General features: G+C 47.6%; 16 protein-coding genes. 8 read left to right on the forward strand and 8 right to left on the reverse strand.

Features of this window, described 5'->3' with window-relative positions; translation table 11 throughout:
• The first annotated feature begins 5 nt into the window (after positions 1 to 5).
• The gene (locus DXD25_RS02415) at positions 6 to 1538 is read left to right on the forward strand and encodes a BACON domain-containing protein (protein WP_117661628.1); all 1533 of its coding nucleotides are present in this window, start codon (positions 6 to 8) and stop codon (positions 1536 to 1538) included.
• Positions 1539 to 1670: 132 nt separating this feature from the next.
• Entirely contained in the window at positions 1671 to 2624 is a 954-nt protein-coding gene (locus tag DXD25_RS02420) for a DNA/RNA non-specific endonuclease (RefSeq protein WP_117661629.1), read from the forward strand.
• A 103-nt stretch (positions 2625 to 2727) separates the two neighbouring features.
• Here the strand turns inward: DXD25_RS02420 and DXD25_RS02425 are convergent, their stop codons facing one another.
• The 3 genes from DXD25_RS02425 to proS all read right to left on the reverse strand — a co-directional run bounded on the left by DXD25_RS02425 (position 2728) and on the right by proS (position 5189).
• Positions 2728 to 3120, reverse strand: coding sequence for a hypothetical protein (locus DXD25_RS02425; RefSeq protein WP_147327824.1), 393 nt, complete (start codon positions 3118 to 3120; stop codon positions 2728 to 2730).
• Between the two features lie 63 nt (positions 3121 to 3183).
• Positions 3184 to 3654: a hypothetical protein gene (locus DXD25_RS02430; RefSeq protein WP_117661631.1), complete on the reverse strand. Its 471-nt coding sequence runs from the start codon at positions 3652 to 3654 to the stop codon at positions 3184 to 3186.
• Between the two features lie 53 nt (positions 3655 to 3707).
• The gene (gene proS / locus DXD25_RS02435; RefSeq protein WP_089545090.1) at positions 3708 to 5189 is read right to left on the reverse strand and encodes a proline--tRNA ligase; all 1482 of its coding nucleotides are present in this window, start codon (positions 5187 to 5189) and stop codon (positions 3708 to 3710) included.
• 250 nt (positions 5190 to 5439) lie between these two features.
• Between proS and DXD25_RS02440 the strand changes: the two genes are divergently transcribed.
• Genes DXD25_RS02440 through DXD25_RS02450 form a run of 3 tightly spaced genes read left to right on the forward strand, consistent with a single transcriptional unit; the run spans position 5440 to position 9363 of the window.
• Complete coding sequence (locus DXD25_RS02440) at positions 5440 to 6129, forward strand: OmpA family protein (RefSeq protein WP_117661632.1); 690 nt, start codon at positions 5440 to 5442, stop codon at positions 6127 to 6129.
• Positions 6130 to 6166: 37 nt separating this feature from the next.
• Positions 6167 to 6901 carry a monofunctional biosynthetic peptidoglycan transglycosylase gene (mtgA, locus tag DXD25_RS02445; RefSeq protein WP_187360416.1) on the forward strand — a complete coding sequence of 245 codons (735 nt, stop codon included), beginning with the start codon at positions 6167 to 6169 and terminating at the stop codon, positions 6899 to 6901.
• Positions 6902 to 6951: 50 nt separating this feature from the next.
• The gene (locus DXD25_RS02450; protein WP_117661633.1) at positions 6952 to 9363 is read left to right on the forward strand and encodes an ATP-dependent helicase; all 2412 of its coding nucleotides are present in this window, start codon (positions 6952 to 6954) and stop codon (positions 9361 to 9363) included.
• 86 nt (positions 9364 to 9449) lie between these two features.
• Here the strand turns inward: DXD25_RS02450 and DXD25_RS02455 are convergent, their stop codons facing one another.
• From DXD25_RS02455 to DXD25_RS02465, 3 genes are read right to left on the reverse strand one after another with little or no spacing between them, the layout of a single operon-like run.
• Positions 9450 to 9581, reverse strand: a complete 132-nt coding sequence (locus DXD25_RS02455) for a dehydrogenase (RefSeq protein ID WP_089545086.1) — start codon at positions 9579 to 9581, stop codon at positions 9450 to 9452.
• A gap of 4 nt (positions 9582 to 9585) precedes the next feature.
• Positions 9586 to 11055 (reverse strand): DUF4270 domain-containing protein, encoded by a 1470-nt coding sequence (locus DXD25_RS02460; protein WP_117661634.1) that lies wholly within the window; start codon positions 11053 to 11055, stop codon positions 9586 to 9588.
• A gap of 30 nt (positions 11056 to 11085) precedes the next feature.
• Entirely contained in the window at positions 11086 to 11898 is an 813-nt protein-coding gene (locus DXD25_RS02465) for a glycogen/starch synthase (protein ID WP_117661635.1), read from the reverse strand.
• Positions 11899 to 12070: 172 nt separating this feature from the next.
• Between DXD25_RS02465 and panC the strand changes: the two genes are divergently transcribed.
• The gene (panC, locus tag DXD25_RS02470; RefSeq protein WP_117661667.1) at positions 12071 to 12922 is read left to right on the forward strand and encodes a pantoate--beta-alanine ligase; all 852 of its coding nucleotides are present in this window, start codon (positions 12071 to 12073) and stop codon (positions 12920 to 12922) included.
• A gap of 60 nt (positions 12923 to 12982) precedes the next feature.
• Positions 12983 to 13327 carry an aspartate 1-decarboxylase gene (gene panD / locus DXD25_RS02475; protein ID WP_089545082.1) on the forward strand — a complete coding sequence of 115 codons (345 nt, stop codon included), beginning with the start codon at positions 12983 to 12985 and terminating at the stop codon, positions 13325 to 13327.
• A 97-nt stretch (positions 13328 to 13424) separates the two neighbouring features.
• Here the strand turns inward: panD and DXD25_RS02480 are convergent, their stop codons facing one another.
• Positions 13425 to 16880, reverse strand: a complete 3456-nt coding sequence (locus DXD25_RS02480; RefSeq protein ID WP_117661636.1) for an AAA family ATPase — start codon at positions 16878 to 16880, stop codon at positions 13425 to 13427.
• Positions 16877 to 18205 carry an exonuclease SbcCD subunit D gene (locus tag DXD25_RS02485; protein WP_158556276.1) on the reverse strand — a complete coding sequence of 443 codons (1329 nt, stop codon included), beginning with the start codon at positions 18203 to 18205 and terminating at the stop codon, positions 16877 to 16879. Before DXD25_RS02485 ends, DXD25_RS02480 begins: the two co-directional genes overlap by 4 nt.
• A 458-nt stretch (positions 18206 to 18663) precedes the next feature.
• On the opposite strand from DXD25_RS02485, the gene DXD25_RS02490 reads away from it, so the two are divergent.
• Positions 18664 to 19302, forward strand: a complete 639-nt coding sequence (locus tag DXD25_RS02490) for a hypothetical protein (RefSeq protein WP_117661638.1) — start codon at positions 18664 to 18666, stop codon at positions 19300 to 19302.
• The last annotated feature ends 81 nt before the right edge of the window (positions 19303 to 19383 follow it).

Raw genomic sequence — 19383 nt, forward strand, 5'->3', positions numbered from 1 at the left:
AAATTATGAAATTTAAATATTTATTCATCGCATTGATCGCCGTAGCAGGCTTCTTTGCAAGTTGTAGCGATGATAAGGACTTAGGTCAGCTTGATGGCATTCAGCTTTCTCAGTCTTCTCTCTCTATTCCGGTAGAGGGTGGACAGGTTGAATTTGATGTTACTTCTGCTGCTGACTGGAAGTTTGTTACCAACGATAAGAAGGGCAATCCTGTGGATTCTATTCCTGCCTGGATTTCTTCTTCTTGCAAGGGTGGTAGTGCAGGTACAACTCATGTTGTCTTCAATGCTGCTGCTACAAAGGGTGCTAACAATAGTACCTTCAAGTTGGTAAGTGGTGCTCAGACTCAGTACATCACCGTGATTCAGGGTGTATTGAATCCTCCATTCTCTACCTGTGCTGAAATCCTGGCAGGTAATGATGGTGAGACTTATAAGGTGAAGGGTACGCTCACCAAGCTTTCCAATACCGTATATGGTAACTGGTATATCAAGGATGCTACCGGTGAAGTATATGTTTATGGTACACTTGATGCCAATGGTAGTGCGCAGAATTTCGCTAGCTTGAAGCTGGAGGAAGGTGATGAGGTTACCATCCAGGGTCCTAGAACCACTTATGGAGGTTCACCTCAGTTGAAAAATGTAACCGTTTTGAGCTATACTAAGTCTTTGATCAAGGTTGAAGAACTCGATAAGGATACCTTGGATAAGGCTGGTGAGGACTTCAAGGTTACTTTGACCGTAAAGGGTGAAGGCGTAACTGTTGATATCCCTGAGGCTGATCAGAGCTGGTTGTCTGTTAAGGGTATCGTTACCAGTGGTACAAAGGCTGAGATTACATTCCATGCCAATGCCAATGCAGGTGGTGCTCGTTCTTCCAGCATCGGTTTCACTTCTACCAGAGGTAAGCAGAGCTCTACTGTTACTGCTGTAGCTTATCAGTTGGGTTCTATCATCGAGTGCCCTATTGCTGACTTCAACAAGGCTGAGAAGGGTTCTACCGTTTATCGTCTGACTGGTGTCATTACCAAGGTCGCTAAAGCTCAATATGGTAATTGCTACATCAAGGATGCTACTGGTGAAACATACGTTTACGGTATCGGTGCCAAGGGCGACTTCGAGAAGAAGGGCTTGAAGGTTGGCGATGTTGTAACACTTACTGGTGTGAAGGACATCTATAATGGTACAGGTCAGATGAAGAATGCTACTTTGGAGGCTGTGAAGGTAGTAACCAAGATTTCAGTAGCTGACTTCCTGACTAAGAAAGATGACAAAAACGTATATTATATGTTGGAAGGTACCATCACAGAGTTTGCCGGTCAGAAGAATGATTTGAAGACATTTGGTAACTTCGGTTTGACAGATGCAACTGGTTCTGCTTACGTCTATGGCTTGACTGCAGGCTGGGGTGGTGAAGGCAAGAAGGCTGGTGAGCTTGGCTTGAACTTTGGCGATAAGATTACCATCATCGGTTATCATACATCATACAAGAACGCTCCTCAGGTAGGTGGTGCATTCCTCTTCTCTAAGGGAAAGTAATCTGATACGTAAGTTTAATAAATAAGTAAGGTTAAGCGAGAACGTTGCTGAGTAGGTAATGTTCTCGCTTTTCTTTTCCATAAGAATAGAGATATTCTACAATAGATTATTCATTTATAAATAAGTGTAGTTATGAAGGCAAAATGGTTTTATCTTCTTTCCTTGAGCTTCCTGCTGGCTTTCTCTGCGTGTAATAGCGACGGTGATGACCAGGGCTCTCTGAAAGATTCGAATGCGAATAAGAATGTAGTTTCTGCTTCTGTTCCTACAGAAGCAACAGGGTTGGAATTCCCTAAGATTGTGGCGAATGGTACCACTAGAAATACGGTGCTCGTTCGCAGAACGGCTGACTATGGCGTAACCTATTCCACTTACTACGATTTGGATAAGAAGTCGCCAAGATGGTGCTGCTATCAGATCTGCCAGTCTAACAATATGAAAAACTGGACTAGAAAGCAGTGGGAAGGCGCTACTTGGATGGGCAAGAAATGGAGTGGGGATCCGTTCCAGAAAGACCCGGAGGTAGATGCCGATTGCCAGCCACCGGTTAGCAAGGAGTTTAGCGGAAGTGGATATGATCGTGGTCACATCGTGGCTTCTGAGGATAGAGTTTACTGTCAGGATGCCAATGGACAGACCTTCTATATGACCAACATGTATCCTCAGATGCATAGTTTCAATGCCGGTATCTGGGAAGATATGGAGAAGCTGGTCCGTAATTTCCTTACCTACGATATGAGTACCCAGGCATCTCATGCCAAAGATACGCTTTATGTGTGCAAAGGTGGCACCATCGACTCTTCTGGTCAGATTCTGAATTATACGAAGAATGGTTATATCGTTCCGAAGTATTTCTTCTGTGCGGTTCTTCTGAAGAATGCCAAAGGTTATCAGGCTATCGGTTTCTGGTTCCGCCACAACGCTTATGGTTCGTCTGAAACGGTAAAGGGTCATGTGGTCAATATCAGGAAGCTGGAAGAGCTGACAGGACTTGATTTCTTCTGCAATCTTCCGGATGATATTGAGAGAAGTGTAGAAAATGCTTCTTGTGATCCGAATACGGTCAAGGAAAAGTGGGGATTCTAACCACTTCTCTTGTTGTATGCAATAAGAAAGAATCCGTATATGAAAAAGGGTGCGTCATCAATCTGTGACGCACCCTTTTAATTTATATGATACCAGTTGGATATTAGAACAGTTGGGCGAATGCCTCGGCTGTCTTGCCTGTATAGGTTACCATCTCTGTAACTGGCTGGTAGCCGAAATCCTTGAAGGCAAGGAGCTGGGTGGCTACAAACTGATGGTCGTCAGAGAGGCATGCCTGCAGCTTCATATTACCCATACTGATGGCTGATACCGGAAACTTCTGGATAGAAGATTCTACCTCGCTAGGGGCAGAGCTCAGGATGTTGATGAGCTTCTTGCCATCCTCTACAGAGTATTCCTTCTCCTTGATCTTGATTGCACTGTTGGTTGGTTTGTAGATCAACTTGATGGTCAAACCCATGAAACCCTTCTTTACCTGTACATCGTCGAGTGCCAATACTTCCGCACCCATATCTAAATGATTAATCTTAGCCATAATCTTATTTTCTTCTTTAAATATATATATAAATCTGTTTTTTGTAAAATATAAAAAGAAGAACTAACAGATGAGATGCCGCAGACAAATGACATAATATTTGCTGGCGACATCAAAGTGGATAGGGGCAGTTTCCTGGCGGAAAGGCTCCTTCGCACCTTCTATGACTGATAAAAGGGATGATAAAAATCGGATTCTATGGATTAGCAATCTACTGCTTGCAGATGGGTTGCCATGTATATTGCCACTTGGCAACAAACGCTGTGGACGACTGCTGCATACCCGATAGGCGGCATTGGATGCATCTTCCAGCTGGGCATCCTGCTCCTGCTGGTGAGGTGTAACCTTGGCAAGTCCATCCTTCGTATGGCTGGCTTCTGCCGCATACGATCCATCCTTCTTGTGCGTAGCATCAGCAGCTTCTACAGCTAAAGAATCCTGATGGGATAAAGAAACAGAAGCAGCAGATACCTCTCCATAGCCTGAGAAGACCATGGACATCAGAAAAATGATGTAGAGTATCAGCTGCTTCATATTTTTATAATATATAGGGTGTCAGGATTTGTTCCCCCTGACACCGGGGTGAATTAATAACTTCTTGCGATGATAACGCGAGCTACGGCAGGCTTGCCGCTCACCATATCAACACCTGGAGTCTGCTCGTAAGCGAATGGCACGCAACGGATGGTAGCCTGAGTCTCCTCCTTGATCTTTGCCTCGGTCTCGGCTGTACCGTCCCAGTGGCAGAGGAAGAAACCGCCATTCTTTACACGCTCCTTGAACTCCTCGTAGTTGTCGCACTCATATACGTGAGCATCACGGTAAGCACGAGCCTTCTCGAAGATGTTCTTCTGGATGTCTTCCAGCATATCCTTCACGCGCTCTACGATGCCGTCGAAGCTTACGTTCTCCTTCTCCAAGGTATCACGACGCATGATCTCGATGGTGTTGTTCTCCAAGTCACGGCCACCCATGGCGAGACGAACAGGTACACCCTTCAACTCGTAGTCAGCAAACTTGAAGCCAGGACGCTTAGCTGTGTTGTCATCATACTTCACGCTGATGCCCAACTCGCGGAGCTGGTCGATAACTGGCTGCAGCTTGGCTGTAATCTGAGCCAACTGCTCGTCGCCCTTGTTGATAGGAATGATCACCACCTGGATAGGAGCCAGCTTTGGAGGCAAAACCAGACCGTTGTCATCGCTGTGAACCATGATGAGGGCACCCATCAGTCGGGTAGAAACACCCCATGAAGTTGCCCATACATACTCAGGCTTGTTCTCCTTATTCAGATAGGTAACATCGAAGCTCTTGGCGAAATTCTGACCCAGGAAGTGAGAAGTACCGCTCTGCAGCGCCTTGCCATCCTGCATCATTGCCTCGATGGTATAAGTGTTGAGAGCACCGGCGAAGCGCTCTGTCTCACTCTTCACACCCTGCAATACAGGCACACCCATATACTTCTCAGCGAACTCAGCATATACCTTCAGCATCTCCTGAGCCTTTGCCTCAGCCTCTTCCTTGGTAGCATGAGCGGTATGACCCTCCTGCCAGAGGAACTCAGAAGTACGGAGGAATGGACGGGTACGCATCTCCCAACGCATCACGTTACACCACTGGTTGCAGAGGATAGGGAGATCACGCCATGAATGAATCCAGTTCTTATATGTGTTCCAGATGATGGTCTCTGAAGTAGGGCGGATGATCAGCTCCTCATCGAGCTTGGCATTAGGATCCACCTCAACCTCTGTACCATCTTCTGTAGAACGAAGACGATAGTGAGTAACCACAGCACACTCCTTGGCGAAACCTGCCACGTGCTCTGCCTCACGAGAGAAGAAGCTCTTCGGGATGAGGAGAGGGAAGTATGCGTTCTGTACACCTGTCTGCTTAAACATCTTGTCGAGCTGCTGCTGCATCTTCTCCCAGATTGCATAGCCGTATGGTTTGATGATCATACAACCACGAACTGGTGACAACTCTGCGAGGTCAGCCTTTACTACCAAATCATTGTACCACTGACTGTAGTTGTCAGCGCGCTTGGTTAAATTCTTAAGTTCTTTAGCCATATTACTAATTATATATTTTGTTTTTAAATTCTGCTTGATATTTTGAGCGTGTAAACACGATGTATCTTGAGCGTGAAAACACGGCCAATAGGGAATTTCCGCCCCGAAATAGGCGATTTCCTTTCGCCATTTGGACAAATACCCTTAAATTTGCATGCAAAATTACAAAAAAATATTAGAAAACCCTCCATATTGGAGAAAAAAGACGTATCTTTGCATTTAAATAACATAAATATAGGAGAATTATAGTATGAAAAAGATGAAATTTACTGCTGCAGCGCTCTCAATGCTGCTCGTTTTGGGAAGTTGTGGAACTAGTCAGAAGACTGGTACAGCTGCTGGTGCAGGTGCTGGTGCTGCTCTTGGTGCCTTGGTTGGTGGTTTGCTCAATAACAGCCATCGTGGTACTGGTGCAGTGGTAGGTGCTGCTATCGGTGCTGCTGTTGGTGGTACAGCGGGTAACTTGATTGGAAAGCACATGGATAAGGTTAAGGCTGAGGCAGAGGCTGTGAAGAATGCGCAGGTTTCTACCGTTACAGATGCCAATGGTTTGACAGCTGTCAAGGTAACCTTCGATTCTGGTATCCTCTTCCAGACCAACAAATATACGCTCAATGCAAGCGCTAAGAACGACTTGGCTCAGTTTGCCCAGGTCTTGAAGAACAATGCCGACTGCGAGGTAGCTATCCAGGGTTACACCGATGCTACAGGTAATGATGGCATCAACTTGCCTTTGAGCCAGAATCGTGCCAATGCCGTTTCTAACTACTTGAAGTCATGCGGTGTTACCAGCAGCCAGATCAAGAGCGTAGAGGGTTTGGGTTCAGCTAATCCTGTGGTGAATACTACAGCAGCCTGCGCTCAGAACCGTCGTGTAGAGGTTTACATGTATGCTAGCCAGGCAATGGTGAATGCTGCTAACAATGGTACATTGAAGTAAAAACGAATGAGGTTCCCGGAAGGGAAAAAGAAGATAGATGATTCTAAAAAAGATCAGAAATATCGTAAGATGGGTGGTGGTGCTGTTTTTCAGTACCACCATTCTTGCTGTAGTAGCCTACCGTTTTATTCCGGTATATGTTACTCCGTTGATGATAATCCGCTGTTTTCAGCAAGTGGCTGATGGTGAAAGTATTACCTTGCATCATCACTGGGTTTCGATGGATAAGATTTCCCCTCACATGCCTGTGGCGGTGATGGCGAGCGAGGATGCCCGATTCCTCAAGCATCATGGCTTCGACTTCAATGCCATCGAGAGTGCTGCCAAGAATAATGCCCGTGGCGGTAAGGTGCATGGTGCCAGTACCATCAGTCAGCAGACCGCCAAGAACGTTTTCCTCTGGCCGGGCCGTTCCTGGACCCGCAAGGGATTTGAGGTGTATTTCACCTTTCTCATCGAAATGATGTGGAGCAAGCAGCGCATCATGGAGGTCTATCTCAACAGTATCGAGATGGGACCGGGTATCTATGGTGTAGATGCCGTGGCTGAGTATCATTTCAACAAGAAAGCGCAGGACCTCTTCCGTGGCGAGTGTGCCCTGATAGCTGCTACGCTGCCTAATCCTAGAAAGTTCAGCTCCCTGTATCCGAGTGCTTATATGAAGAAGCGCCAGCGACAGATTGAACATCAGATGAAATTCATCCCTTCGTTCCCTCGTGAGGGTGAAGACTACGACCCAAGCACGGCTGTAGGAGGATATAGGGGGAAGTGATTGTTTGTTAACAGTTGATAGTTTATAGTTTTTCCTGTAAATATTGATTAATGGATTTATTGAACGACTTGAATGATGCGCAGCGTGCTGCGGTAGAGTATATTGACGGACCTTCGCTGGTGATTGCCGGTGCAGGTTCGGGCAAAACGCGTGTGCTTACCTATAAGATTGCTTATCTCCTGAGCCAGGGCATGAAGCCTTGGAGCATTATGGCACTTACCTTTACCAATAAGGCGGCAAGGGAGATGAAGCAACGTATCGGAAAACTGGTGGGCGATGACCTCGCCCAGCATCTCTACATGGGTACCTTCCATTGCATCTTCTCCCGTATTCTCCGTGCCGAAGCTGAGCATATCGGTTTCAATAATAACTTTACCATCTATGATGAAAGTGACTCACGTTCACTGCTGAAGGCAATCATCAAGGAGATGGGACTGGATGACAAGACCTATAAGCCTGCTGCCGTTCATGCCCGGATTTCGATGGCGAAGAACAACCTGGTAACTGCCGAAGCCTACGATAGCGACCCTGCCATCCTGGAGCAGAACACGCGTGCCAGGATGCCTGCCATCGGAAAGATTTATGTGGCTTATGTGCAGCGTTGCCGTCAGGCGAATGCGATGGACTTTGATGATCTCCTGATGCTTACTTTTCAGCTTTTCAGAGATCACGAGGAAATCAGACAGAAGTATGCCGGCAGGTTCGATTATATCCTGGTGGATGAGTATCAGGATACCAACCATGTGCAGATGTCTATCGTGATGCAGCTCTGTAAGGAAAAACTGCGTGTTTGTGCCGTGGGTGATGATTCGCAGAGTATCTATAGCTTCCGTGGCGCCAACATCGACAATATATTGAATTATCAGAAACAATTGCCTGGAACCCAGCTCTTTAAGCTGGAACAGAACTACCGATCTACTCAAACCATCGTAGAGGCAGCCAACAGTCTGATTCATCATAACCGCAATCAGATTCAGAAAGAGGTGTTCAGCAAAAATGATAAAGGAGAGAAGATTCTGTATAAGCCTGCCTACAGCGACAAGGAGGAGGCACTGATAGTGGCGAAGAATATCCAGCGCATCAAGCGGCAGGATGATTGCGGATACGATCAATTTGCCATTCTCTATCGTACCAATGCCCAGAGCCGCAGCTTCGAGGAGGAATTCAGAAAGCAGGGCATTCCATATCGTATTTATGGTGGATTGAGTTTCTATCAGCGTAAGGAAATCAAGGATATCATCGCCTATTTCCGCCTTGTTGCCAACCCTGACGATGAGGAGGCTTTCAAGCGTATCATCAATTATCCGGCTCGTGGCATCGGTGCTGCTACCGTGACGAAGATTGCCGATTGTGCGCATCAGAACCAGGTGAGTTTCTGGGAGGTGATAGGTAATGTGGAGCATTACGGACTGAATGTCAACAAGGGTACGCAGACGAAGCTCGAGAATTTCCGCCTGCTCATCTCTTCATTCATCGACCGTTTGCATACTCTGGATGTCTATGAACTGGGTGATGCCATCATCAGGGAGAGTAGAATCAGCGAGGATATCATGTCGGGCAAGAATGCCGATGACCTGGCTCGCCAGGAAAACCTGGAGGAGTTTCTGAGTGGTATGCAGACCTTCGTGGCAGGACGCCAGGAAGAGGGACGAATGGATGAAGCTTATCTTACTGATTATCTGCAGGACGTGGCGCTGCTGACGGATGCGGATAGTGAGGGAGAGAAGGATGAACCGAGAGTTTCGCTCATGACGATTCATGCGGCAAAGGGTCTGGAGTTTGCTACTGTTTTCGTAGTAGGTTTGGAGGAGAATATCTTCCCGAGTCCGCTTGCTGCAGTTTCTGTCAGGGAGCTGGAAGAGGAGCGTCGTCTGCTCTATGTAGCGATTACCCGTGCCGAGAAGCATTGCATCCTGACCAATGCCAAGAACCGTTTCCGATATGGCAAGATGGAATTTGATAATCCGAGCCGCTTCATCGATGAGATTGATGCCAGTCTGATAGAGGGAGGAGAAGAGGCTCCTGAATCTTCATTCGGTGGGGAAAGAAGTTCATTTGGTGGCTATGGTTCTGATGGTGGCTATGGTGGAAGAATGCCATGGGATAGGGACCGGTCTGGCTATAGACGTGATTATCAAAACTCTAAGCCTGTAGCTTCGCAGTTCATGGCTGATCCTAAACCAGGATTCAAATCTGTAAGAGCTGTGAATGCTGTACATAGAATCATGGGTGATACCACTAGTTCTTCATCCGTTGCATCAGCTGGTTCTTCTGCTTCTAATGCTTCCTCTGCAGCCGGTTCTCTCAGCGAGGGCTGTAGAATCGAGCATCAGCGTTTTGGAATAGGAACGGTATTGAAGATAGAAGGTACCGGCGAGAACACGAAGGCTACCGTAGAGTTCCAGAATGCAGGAACCAAGCAGTTGCTTCTGAAGTTTGCCAAGTTCACCATTCTCTCATAGAAAATAGAAAGAAGATAAAACTGAGGATATGAAAAAATCCCAGCTGGAAAAGAACTTCCAGCTGGGATTTTTTCATATAGAATCTTTTATAAAGCTTCATCATCAGGACGCTGAATGGCAGGCTTCTTGATTTTTGGAAGATGCTTCTTGCGTCTCAGCCAGGCAGCCTTGCGCTGCTCGTAATCTTCGCGGTGGCGTTCAAGAAAATTATCTGCCATGAATTTATTCCTTGAACTTACTGTAGATCACCTTGATCTGAACAGGACCTGTAGCCACCCGCTTGCCGTCCTTGGTGGTGTAATCCTTGTCATGATCATCCGTCGCCTTGATCAGTCGGGTAGAGGTGAGCTGCATATCGTGATTGATCTTGGTAATCACGGTAGCATTGTTCTGTGTACTTGTGGTCAAGGTCACAGGTACCAGCACCACCTTGTTCCAGTTTTCACTCTTGCCCTTGTTCCTGTACATCGCCGTAACCAGGTTACTGATGTTATAGAAGGTGTAGGCATTCTTCACGCCTGTAGAGTTCTTGTTGTAAGAAGCCGTATAGGAGGTGCGGTTGTCTGTCAGCTTGTTCTTCTCGAAGAAGGCATCCAGACTGTCTTTCTGTACCATCAGGATAGTAGAAGGAACGCTGAACTGATAGTCGTTGTTGTTATCTACATTGTTCATTCTAGGGAAAGAGATGGTAGCTGTATTCAGCGTATCCTTCTCATGACCCTTCATGATATCCTCTACTGGCAGCGTTACTTCTGTGAAGATGCCGGCTGGTGACTTCAGGTAGGTGCAGCTCTCATCCTTTGCCAGATTAGCCAATGTCTTGGTGTCGTTGGTAATCTTGTTGAGCTGCAGCACCTCTTCTGTACCGTCAAAGCGGTTGAAAGCGAGACCTGTTACGATACTGTCGTTGCCCGCAGAGTTCTTCACCGTCTTCTTGATCTTGTAGTAAAACTGCAACTCGGTATTCCAGATATTGGCTACGTTCCCGATACCACCGGCATTCTTGATATAGAAACCCGGACAAACCTTGTTGAGGAAATCCCAGTTGGTCTTGAAGTACTCAGGGTGCTCCACGAAGGTATTCATCACGTAAGAACCGTAGTTCTTGTAGGTCTTGCCATCCTTTGCCTTATATTGCTTGTTCAGATAGATCTTGAAAGCCATCGTCGTGCTGTTCAGGTTATAGGTGGTGCTCGACTTATAGTTGTTCTCGCTCACCCAGTTGTCCTTGAAGGCATCATAGTCTGAGTAATACTCCTGATTCTCGCTCATCGGCTTACTCATTTCATAGGCAGTAGCCTTCATCGGTGCGAGGGTATCACCGTATGTAGTCTTGTATGATACCAGGAGATAGCATGAGTCTGCCTCGATCCTGCCTTCGTGTGCATTGCGGATGTACTCCAAAGTGTCCAGACTGAATGATGACAATACGCCAAACTGGGTCATATAGTCGCCAGCTACGTAGGTGCCGGTCTCAGGATCCTTCACATTACCGATCATACCCGTATTGTTTCGGCTCAGAACCGGGCCGGAAACGATGGAGCGTGAGGTGACGTTGAACACCTGGTCTTTGATAGAGATGTTATCAACGTCGTTGGTGATCGACGATCCGATGTTGTCGGTGGTGTCATCACATGCAGCAATAGTCATCGCTGCTATAAATAACGCTGTAAATAGTCTTAAAATCTTCATTATCCTTGAAATGTGTCTAATTTCTGAAGCTTACTCCTCATCAGGGCATACTTCGTTGATGAATGTCTTGTAGGCATCCGCAAAGTCATCGCCAGGATAAGCGAGGGTTGGCTTGCTCTTCTCATTGGCATAATCCAAGAGAGTTCTGTTTGCCAGGCTTTCGCCTTCAATCACGCCGTCGCTGTAGTCGATGGCCATCTTGCCCAACTCGATGAAGTCGAAGTCCTCCTTGTAGTCAGCGAGCAGTTCCGACTTGGCATCACGGAACTCCACGCAGCGCTTGAAGTGTGTGCCGAGTTCGCCCTTCAGCTCGTTGGTATAGAGTGAGATGATCACCTTTGAGTTGGCGAAGGAAGGCTCCTCAGCGTATGCCGTCTTGATATAGAAAGGAACCACAGCGCTTACCCAGCCCTGACATACGATGACGTCTGGCTGCCAGCGAAGCTTCTTCACGGTTTCCAGTACGCCGCGTGCGAAGAAGATGGCGCGCTCCCCATTATCTTTATATTCCACACCCTGCTCGTCGGCTGCCATCTGGCGGCGGGTGAAGTAATCGTCGTTATCAATGAAATAGATTTGTTGACGTGTTGTTGGTATAGATGCAACCTTGATGATCAGCGGATGGTCTGTATCATCGATGATAAGGTTCATACCAGACAGGCGAATCACCTCGTGCAGCTGGCCGCGACGCTCATTGATGGTGCCCCATTTAGGCATAAAGGTGCGAATCTCAAAGCCTGCTTCCTGCATTTTCTGAGGTAATTCGCGTCCCATGATAGACATGTGGGTCTCGGCTACGTATGGGTCGATCTCCTGATTGATAAATAATACTTTCTTTGCCATAAATTTAATTATTATTCTTACGAATTAGGTGCAAAGGTACAAAAAAAACTCCAAAAAAGCGTATTTTTCTTCTGAAATTCAATAATTTCGGCAATAATTCGCATATTTTTAGGTTTTTTCTTTCTTATTTGAGAAAAAAGTTGTTATTTTGCACCCGAAAACAGATAAGAAGATGAAAGTAATCAATAAGATTGTTGACCTCCAGAACGAACTTTTCAATCGTCGCAAGGAGGGAAAGGAAATCGGCCTTGTGCCAACTATGGGCGCGCTTCATGAGGGTCATGCCTCTCTGGTAAAGCGCAGTGTTGAGGAAAATGGTGTTACGGTAGTTTCCGTTTTCTTGAATCCTACTCAGTTTAATGACAAGGGTGACCTGGAGCGTTATCCACGTACACTCGATGCTGACTGCAAGCTCCTTGAGGCTTGTGGCGCTGACTATGTGTTTGCTCCTTCTGTCGAGGAGATGTATCCTACACCGGATACCCGCCACTTCGAGTTCCCTCCGGTAAGTACCGTGATGGAGGGTGCCAAGCGTCCGGGCCACTTCAATGGTGTATGCCAGGTAGTAAGTCGCCTGTTCTATATCGTTTGTCCTACGCGTGCTTATTTCGGAGAAAAAGACTGGCAGCAGATTGCTGTCATCAAGCAGCTCGTGAAGTACATCAATAGCGATGTGCAGATTGTGGAGTGTCCTATCATCCGTGACGAGGATGGATTGGCTAAGAGCAGCCGTAATACATTGCTGACCGCTGATGAGCGTGCCATCGCACCGAATATCTACAAGGCTCTGAAGGCGAGCGTAGAGTTTGCCAAGAATCATACCGTGCAGGAAACTCACGACAAAGTGGTGAGCGACATCAATGCCGTAGAGGGTCTGGAGGTGGAGTATTTCCAGATTGTGGATGGCGATAGCCTGCAGGATGTGGCATCATGGGAGGATAGCGCCTACGTGGTAGGTTGCATCACCGTATATTGCGGCAAGACTCCTATCCGTCTCATCGACCATATCAAGTATAAAGGATAATTCCTCTATAGATTTCTTTATTAAGTTTAATCCGTAATAGATAAAAGTAATAACAGAACAATGCAGATTGAAGTATTGAAGAGTAAGCTCCATTGTGTGACCGTAACTGAGGCTAACCTGAATTACATGGGTAGCATCACGATAGATGAGGATCTGATGGACGCAGCTAACCTGATAGCAGGAGAGAAGGTGCAGATTGTGGATAACAATAATGGCGAGCGCCTGGAGACCTATATCATTAAGGGTGAGCGTGGCAGCGGTTGTATCTGTCTGAATGGTGCAGCAGCCCGCAAGGTGCAGGTGGGTGATACCGTCATCATCATCGCCTATGCCCTGATGGACTTTGAGGAGGCTAAGACCTTCAAGCCTACCGTGGTTTTTCCGAAAGAGGGAAACAGGGTTTAATATTCAATGGAAACAAAAGAAAGGGTGTGTCATAGACTTATGGCACACCCTTTCTTTTGTTTTATTACTATATAATTTAAGGTGTAATTACGATTGGTTAAGGATAGATCTCAATATGGCTGCTGCCGGAGTTGCCATTCTTGATGATCCTTATCTGGGTGGTGATGCGCTCGCTCATCGTGTCGGTATGACTGATGACGCCCACCTTCTTGCCTTGCGAACTTTGCAGCATGGCGAGGGAGTCGATGACGGTGGCTAGGGTATCGGGGTCGAGGGTTCCGAAGCCTTCGTCGATGAACAGGTTCTCGAAGGAGATGTTGCGGGAGGATAACGCCGACAAGCCCAAGGCGAGACCGAGACTCACGATGAAGGTTTCGCCACCTGATAGGGAGGTGGTGTCTCGGATATCGTCGGCACGGTCGTGGTCGATGACTCGGATGCCCAGGGAATGCTTCACCTGTTGCAGTTCGTAACGGCTGTTGAACTTTCTGATTTCCTGGTTGGCGTGCGCTATCAGGAAACTGAGCGTATAGCATTGGGCTATCTTTCGCAGCGTCTTGCCGTCTGCTCCGATGGCATCCGTAATGGCTGTCCAGTCGTCCTTTTCCTGTGTTACGAGATTCAGAGCCTCAGCCTTGTCACCTAACTGCTTCACGGCTTCCTGATGGTTCTGCATCCTAGCGTTGGCAGCAATCAGTTCGTTGCGCTGGCTTCTCTCCTGATACTCCTGCTGAATGGCTAGGAGAGCATCACGGGTTTGGGCAGGCTGATGTTCCAAGTGCTGCTGATGCGCCTTTTCTGCGCTCTGGTAAAGAGCAGTTGTTGAAGCCACGGCTTTCTCCTTTTCGTCCTTTTCCCGTCGGATGGCATTCCAGTCTTCGGCAGAGTGAAGCATCTCCCGGATGGTATTTCGTTCGATAAGGCTTGGCTCGATACTTCTTTCCTCGATGCCTTCCTCTTCGGAGTCTTTTCCTTCGATGCTCTTTTCTTCAAGCTGCTTGTTATATTCCTCAATCCAAAGGTCGAGTTCCTTTTCCTTCTCTTGCAGATTCTCTTTCATCGTCTTGTTCTGAGACAGCATGGTTTGATGCGAACCTTTACTGTTGGCAAGTTCAGCCTTCAGTTTGTTGATATTCTCGTTCTGGTTATCAGCTGCTTTCGTTGCCTCATCCTTTGCTGCTGTCAGTCTTTGTTCAGCCGCATCTGGTTCTTCTCCATTCAGAATCTGCTTGTATTTCTCCTGCCATTCTTCCATTTCCTTCTTGGCGCTATTCCATGTCTGAAGGGCTTTCCCGTAAGCCTCCTCCTTGCTCTTTTGCTGTGAGATAAGGTTGATGGTAAGTGCTTTCTGCTTAGCCAGTTTTGTGACGCAGGTTGAAGTGTTTTCTTGAGCTTTGTTCAGTATAGTAGAAGCTTTGCTTTCATACGCAGCTTCATCCTTCACTGCCTTATCCTTGAGTTGGGTCAGCCGTTCTATCTCTTTCTGAATCTTGTTAAAGAGGCTCAGTTTGCTGCTTGCATCTTTCGCCTTGTTTTCATAGATAGGCAAGAGCAATTTCAGTTCTGCCTCTGCCTTCGGAATCTTTGGGTACTGGGCGGTGAGCGCCTTCCATTCCTCTTCGTAAGTTGCGATTTCACCCGACAGCTTTTCCTGTTGTTTCTGGAGCGTCTGTACTTCGCCATCGTTCTGTTTTCTCTCGCCGGAAAGATCCTTCTCCTGTTTCTGCTGCAGTTTCAGCAGATCTTCCTTGGCTTTCAGAAGTTGCGAGAGTTCTGTGGCGGCTTCCTCAAACTGTTTGTTGTCGGTATGATAAGGATGGGTCGTGCTGCCACAGAGCGGACAAGGCTTGCCTTCGGTCAGGTTGGCACGATGAATCTCCCATTTCTCGCTCACCATGAGGGTATAGGCATTTCTTAGCGTCAGGGTCTCTTGGGTCAGCGCCTCGATGGTCAACTTGCCCAGGGCTTCATCTATCTCTGCGTTTCTCTTGCCCAAGACAAGGATGCGCTCCTCATTCTTCTGCTTTTCTGCTGTGGCGGCATCGAGATGAGCCACAACCTTGATGGCTTGCTGGACATCCTGCAGCTTCCTGTCGGCTACAGTCTTGCTGTTCTGCAGTTCCTCTATGTTCTGTCCGGCATTCTTATTTCTTTCCGTCTCCCAAGCCTGTTCTGCGGCTTGCGTCGCTTCGTGCAGAACCTGTTTCTGCTTGGCAATCTCTTCCTTTGTCGTTTTGAGGGCAAGGTTCGCTTTCTCCGTTTCTGCTTCCCATTTTTGGATGTTTCGGGCGTTTTCCTCCACGTCTTTCAGGGCAGTTTGATTCTCTTTCTGCGTTAACTCCAATGCCTCTTTCTTTTCTTTCAGATTCGGCATTGCCGCTTCCATTTTTGTTTTCAGTGCCCTTGCTTCAGCGATGACCGGCAGCGCCTTTTCCAGCTGTTCCTGTGCCTTGCTTACTGCTTCCTTCAGGCTGGCGAGAGTTTTCTCGCTTTCATCGATGGCAGACTCTTGACTTTTGATGTTTCCTTCCGCTTTCAGAATGATTCCTTCCTGTTCGTGGATGCTTTGCGTCTGTCGCTCTACTTCCTGCAGCAGGTTGACGGCAGGCTGTACTTCATCGTGCAACTGCAGACGGAGAATCTGGGCTTGCATCGCTTTAATGGCATCGGATGCTTGCTCCATATCTGTCTGGCAGATAGTGATTTGATTTATTTGCTTATCGTTTTCCTCAAACCATTGCAGTTCTTTCGAGATGGCTTGCAACTGGCTGTCGAGTTCCTTCTCAGCCTTTTCCAGATGGGCGATTTCCTCTTGCAGTTGGGCGAGTTCTTCATCGTTCAGCAGGTTCTGTTTTACGGCTTCCACCGATGCAGCCATCTGGTTGTAGGCATCCGTCGCCTGGTCTTTTGCCTTCTTGATTTCAGTAGCGATGTTCGTATAAGTTTCCTTGCATCCGATGAGTTTTTCCAGGAGTTCGTACCGTTCGTTTTCCTTTGCCGTCAGGAAGTTGGCAAACGAGCCTTGGGCGATGAGCACGGTACGGAGAAACTGGTCGTAGTCGAGTCCGATAATGTTCGGCAGTTCGTTCCAGTCGGCAGTTTCTTCCGTCATCTCTTCGCCGTTTCTCGTGATTTTATAGAGCGCAGTCTTGGCGTTCTCGTAGCGTACCCTTTGGAATCTGACGTGCCATTCTGCGCGGTAGATGCTGCCGTTGTTGGCAAGGAAAGTGAGTTTGCTGTAGCCTTCCTTCTTGCCACGTGTCAGGATGTTTCTACTGTCGGTAGGAGCCAGTCGGTTGTTTTCGCTGGCATCTGTGGCTCCGAAAATCTCGATGTTCTGGTTCTTGTCTCCTTTCTTTCTGGGGTAGCGAGGGGCGCGGTTGTAGAGGGCAAGGCAGATGGCGTCGAGTAGGGTAGATTTGCCACTGCCCGTCGGACCTACGATGCTGAAGATGGTGCTCTCGCCTAAGGCACCTTCTTCAAAGTTGATGACCTCGCCTCCCTGTTTGTCAAGCGAAGCGAGGTTGAGTATTTCGAGTTGTAGGAATTTCATAATGATGATGTCGTTAATAAATCGGATAACATTTTCTCCTGTCTTTCGTTCATCGGAGCGTTGTGCCTGATGGCGAAGGCTTCCTTCAGCGTATCGAGCGGAGGACGGTTGATGATGTCTTCGATGCTGGTGATGTGCTGGGAACCCTGTATGGTGGAGAGGTCCAGTTGCGGGATGATGCGCTGGATTTTGCAGAGCACGGCATCCTTTTCGTTGACGAGTTTCTCCAGTTCCTTGATGTCATCGCTGGATAGCTTTTCCTGTTTCACCTTCAGCATCACGTAGTCGAAGTGGTCGCTCAGTTCGCCATCGGTTCTTTCCGAGAGTTGTGAGTTGATGAGCTTCTGCCATTTCTTGAAGGTCAGTTCCTCCTCGTCTTCGGGCAGAATGCGAAGGGAGTGCTGCGGCTTGTATTCCAGGAATTCTACTTTCCATTCCTTACTCTTGCCTGTTTTCTTTCCTTCCTCCTCTTCTCCGTGTTCTATGGTGATGAGGTCGATGCCGTGAGTGTAGTCTTTCTCTGCAAACGACATCGGGAGGATGCTTCCCGTATATCTTGCCCAGTCGGTGTTCCAGATATGTTGTCGCTTGTGGATGTGTCCGCAAGTCATATAGTCGGGATGTTCGTACCATCCTTCCAGGTCCACTTCCTCCTGTCCGCCGATGATGATTTTCTCGCTCGCATCCTTCTTGGCGATATCCGAACCCTTGGCGTACATGTGTGCCATCATGATGCACTTCCTGCCCGGGTGTTTCTTTCGAGCCTCTGCCGTCAGTTCTCTCAGAAAGTCGTTGACTCCCTGCGAGTAACTGGCGTTCTGCACCACATCGCTTCTAAGGAAAGGTACGGCGAGGACGATGACTTCTTCTCCTACCTCGTTGGTTACGGGGATGATGAGGTCATCGAAGGAATAGATCCAATGCCCGCCGGTTTTATCATCTGTTTCCTTTCCGTTCCCTTCGTCCTTGCTTTCTCCCTGCTGCCAGATTTTCCTTACGTTTCCTCTTATTTCCACGTGGTATCGGGTGAGCAGCGGACGGGGAGCCTCCAGTCGGCTGGCTGAATCGTGGTTGCCGGCGGTAATGATGACCTGCATGTTAGGGCACAGTTGGGTAGCATCGGCAAGAAACTCGTAATAAACGGTCTGTGCCGCTGCCGATGGATTTCCGTTATCAAAGATGTCTCCTGCGATGAGGAGAGCATCGGGTTTTTGTTCAGCGATTTGCTCCAGGAGCCATTTCAGGAAATGCTTGTGTTCCGGCAGACGGTCGTTGCCGTGAAACAAGTTGCCCAGGTGCCAGTCGCTGGTTGCTATTATCTTCATACTCATAAGAATGTCTAATCTTAGTCTTTTGCTTTGTCTTTGGCTTGCAATCCATTGGCCTTTGGCTTGCAATCCTTTGACCTTTGGTTTGCAATCTGACTACAAAGTTAACACTATTATTTGGGATACGCAAAGAAATAAGGTCAAAAAACGAAGAATATTGAATGGAAAAGTGAAGATATTCAGGAAAAGTCTTGTTTAATATAGGATAAAGTTGTATCTTTGCCAGGTAGAAATTTTCGTTCACCGACGTTGAACCGACATTCAGCGACGTTGAACCGCCGTTCGCCGACGCTGAACGGACATTCAACGTCGGTGAACGGAGATTTCTCCTAGGATTAAATACTTTTCTTCCTAGGGTTGTGGACTTTTCTCCTTAGGTATGATAATAAATACCGTAGGATGCAAAAGCTGCTGCAATAAGGAGTGTAACAATCTTAATAAGAAAGGAAACAGATATGGCTAAGTACAAGTTGCAGGAGTTGACAGATATGCGTGATGAAGGCAAGCGCAGAGTTTATCCCAAGATGGTGACCAACCGGACACTATCCAGAAAAGAGTTCATCAAGAGAATGCAGGGCTACCATCGTGGTATTTCGGAAAGTACCACGGAGGCTGTGTTGCTGGATGTGGCTGATATGCTGGTGGAAATGCTCTCTATGGGCTATAATGTGAATCTGGAAGGCATCGGCACCTTCTCCCTCTCCCTCGGTTTCGAGGACGATAAGCCTACGGAAATGCAGAGTGCAGATGATAAGATGACGTATCGCAAGGTGGGCGTGAAGGACATCAATTTCAAGGCATCTCCTGAATTTATCAGGGAGGTGAAGCGAGAAACCGATCGTGACCTGGAACGTGATATGGGTGGCGTAAAGGTGATTCGCAAGCAGCTGTATTCCAGGGAAGAGCGCATCGCCCGTGCCCTGGAGGTGATAGAGAAGAACGGAGTCCTCACCCTAGGCGATTATGCCTCCATCAACAACCTGAGCCGCACTTCCGCCTCTATGGAACTGAAGGAAATCACCGCCGACCGAACCTCGCCGATAGGTTGGATGGGCAACGGCAGTCACAAGGTTTGGGTGAAGAGAAAAGAATAAATCAAATGGTTCTTTATATAGGGATAGTGCCGTAGTCCAGGTATTGGAGGTGATAAGAGGAAAAGAAAATAAAACAGTTGA

Source organism: Prevotella sp. TF12-30, assembly GCF_003436715.1.
Taxonomy (GTDB): domain Bacteria; phylum Bacteroidota; class Bacteroidia; order Bacteroidales; family Bacteroidaceae; genus Prevotella; species Prevotella copri_A.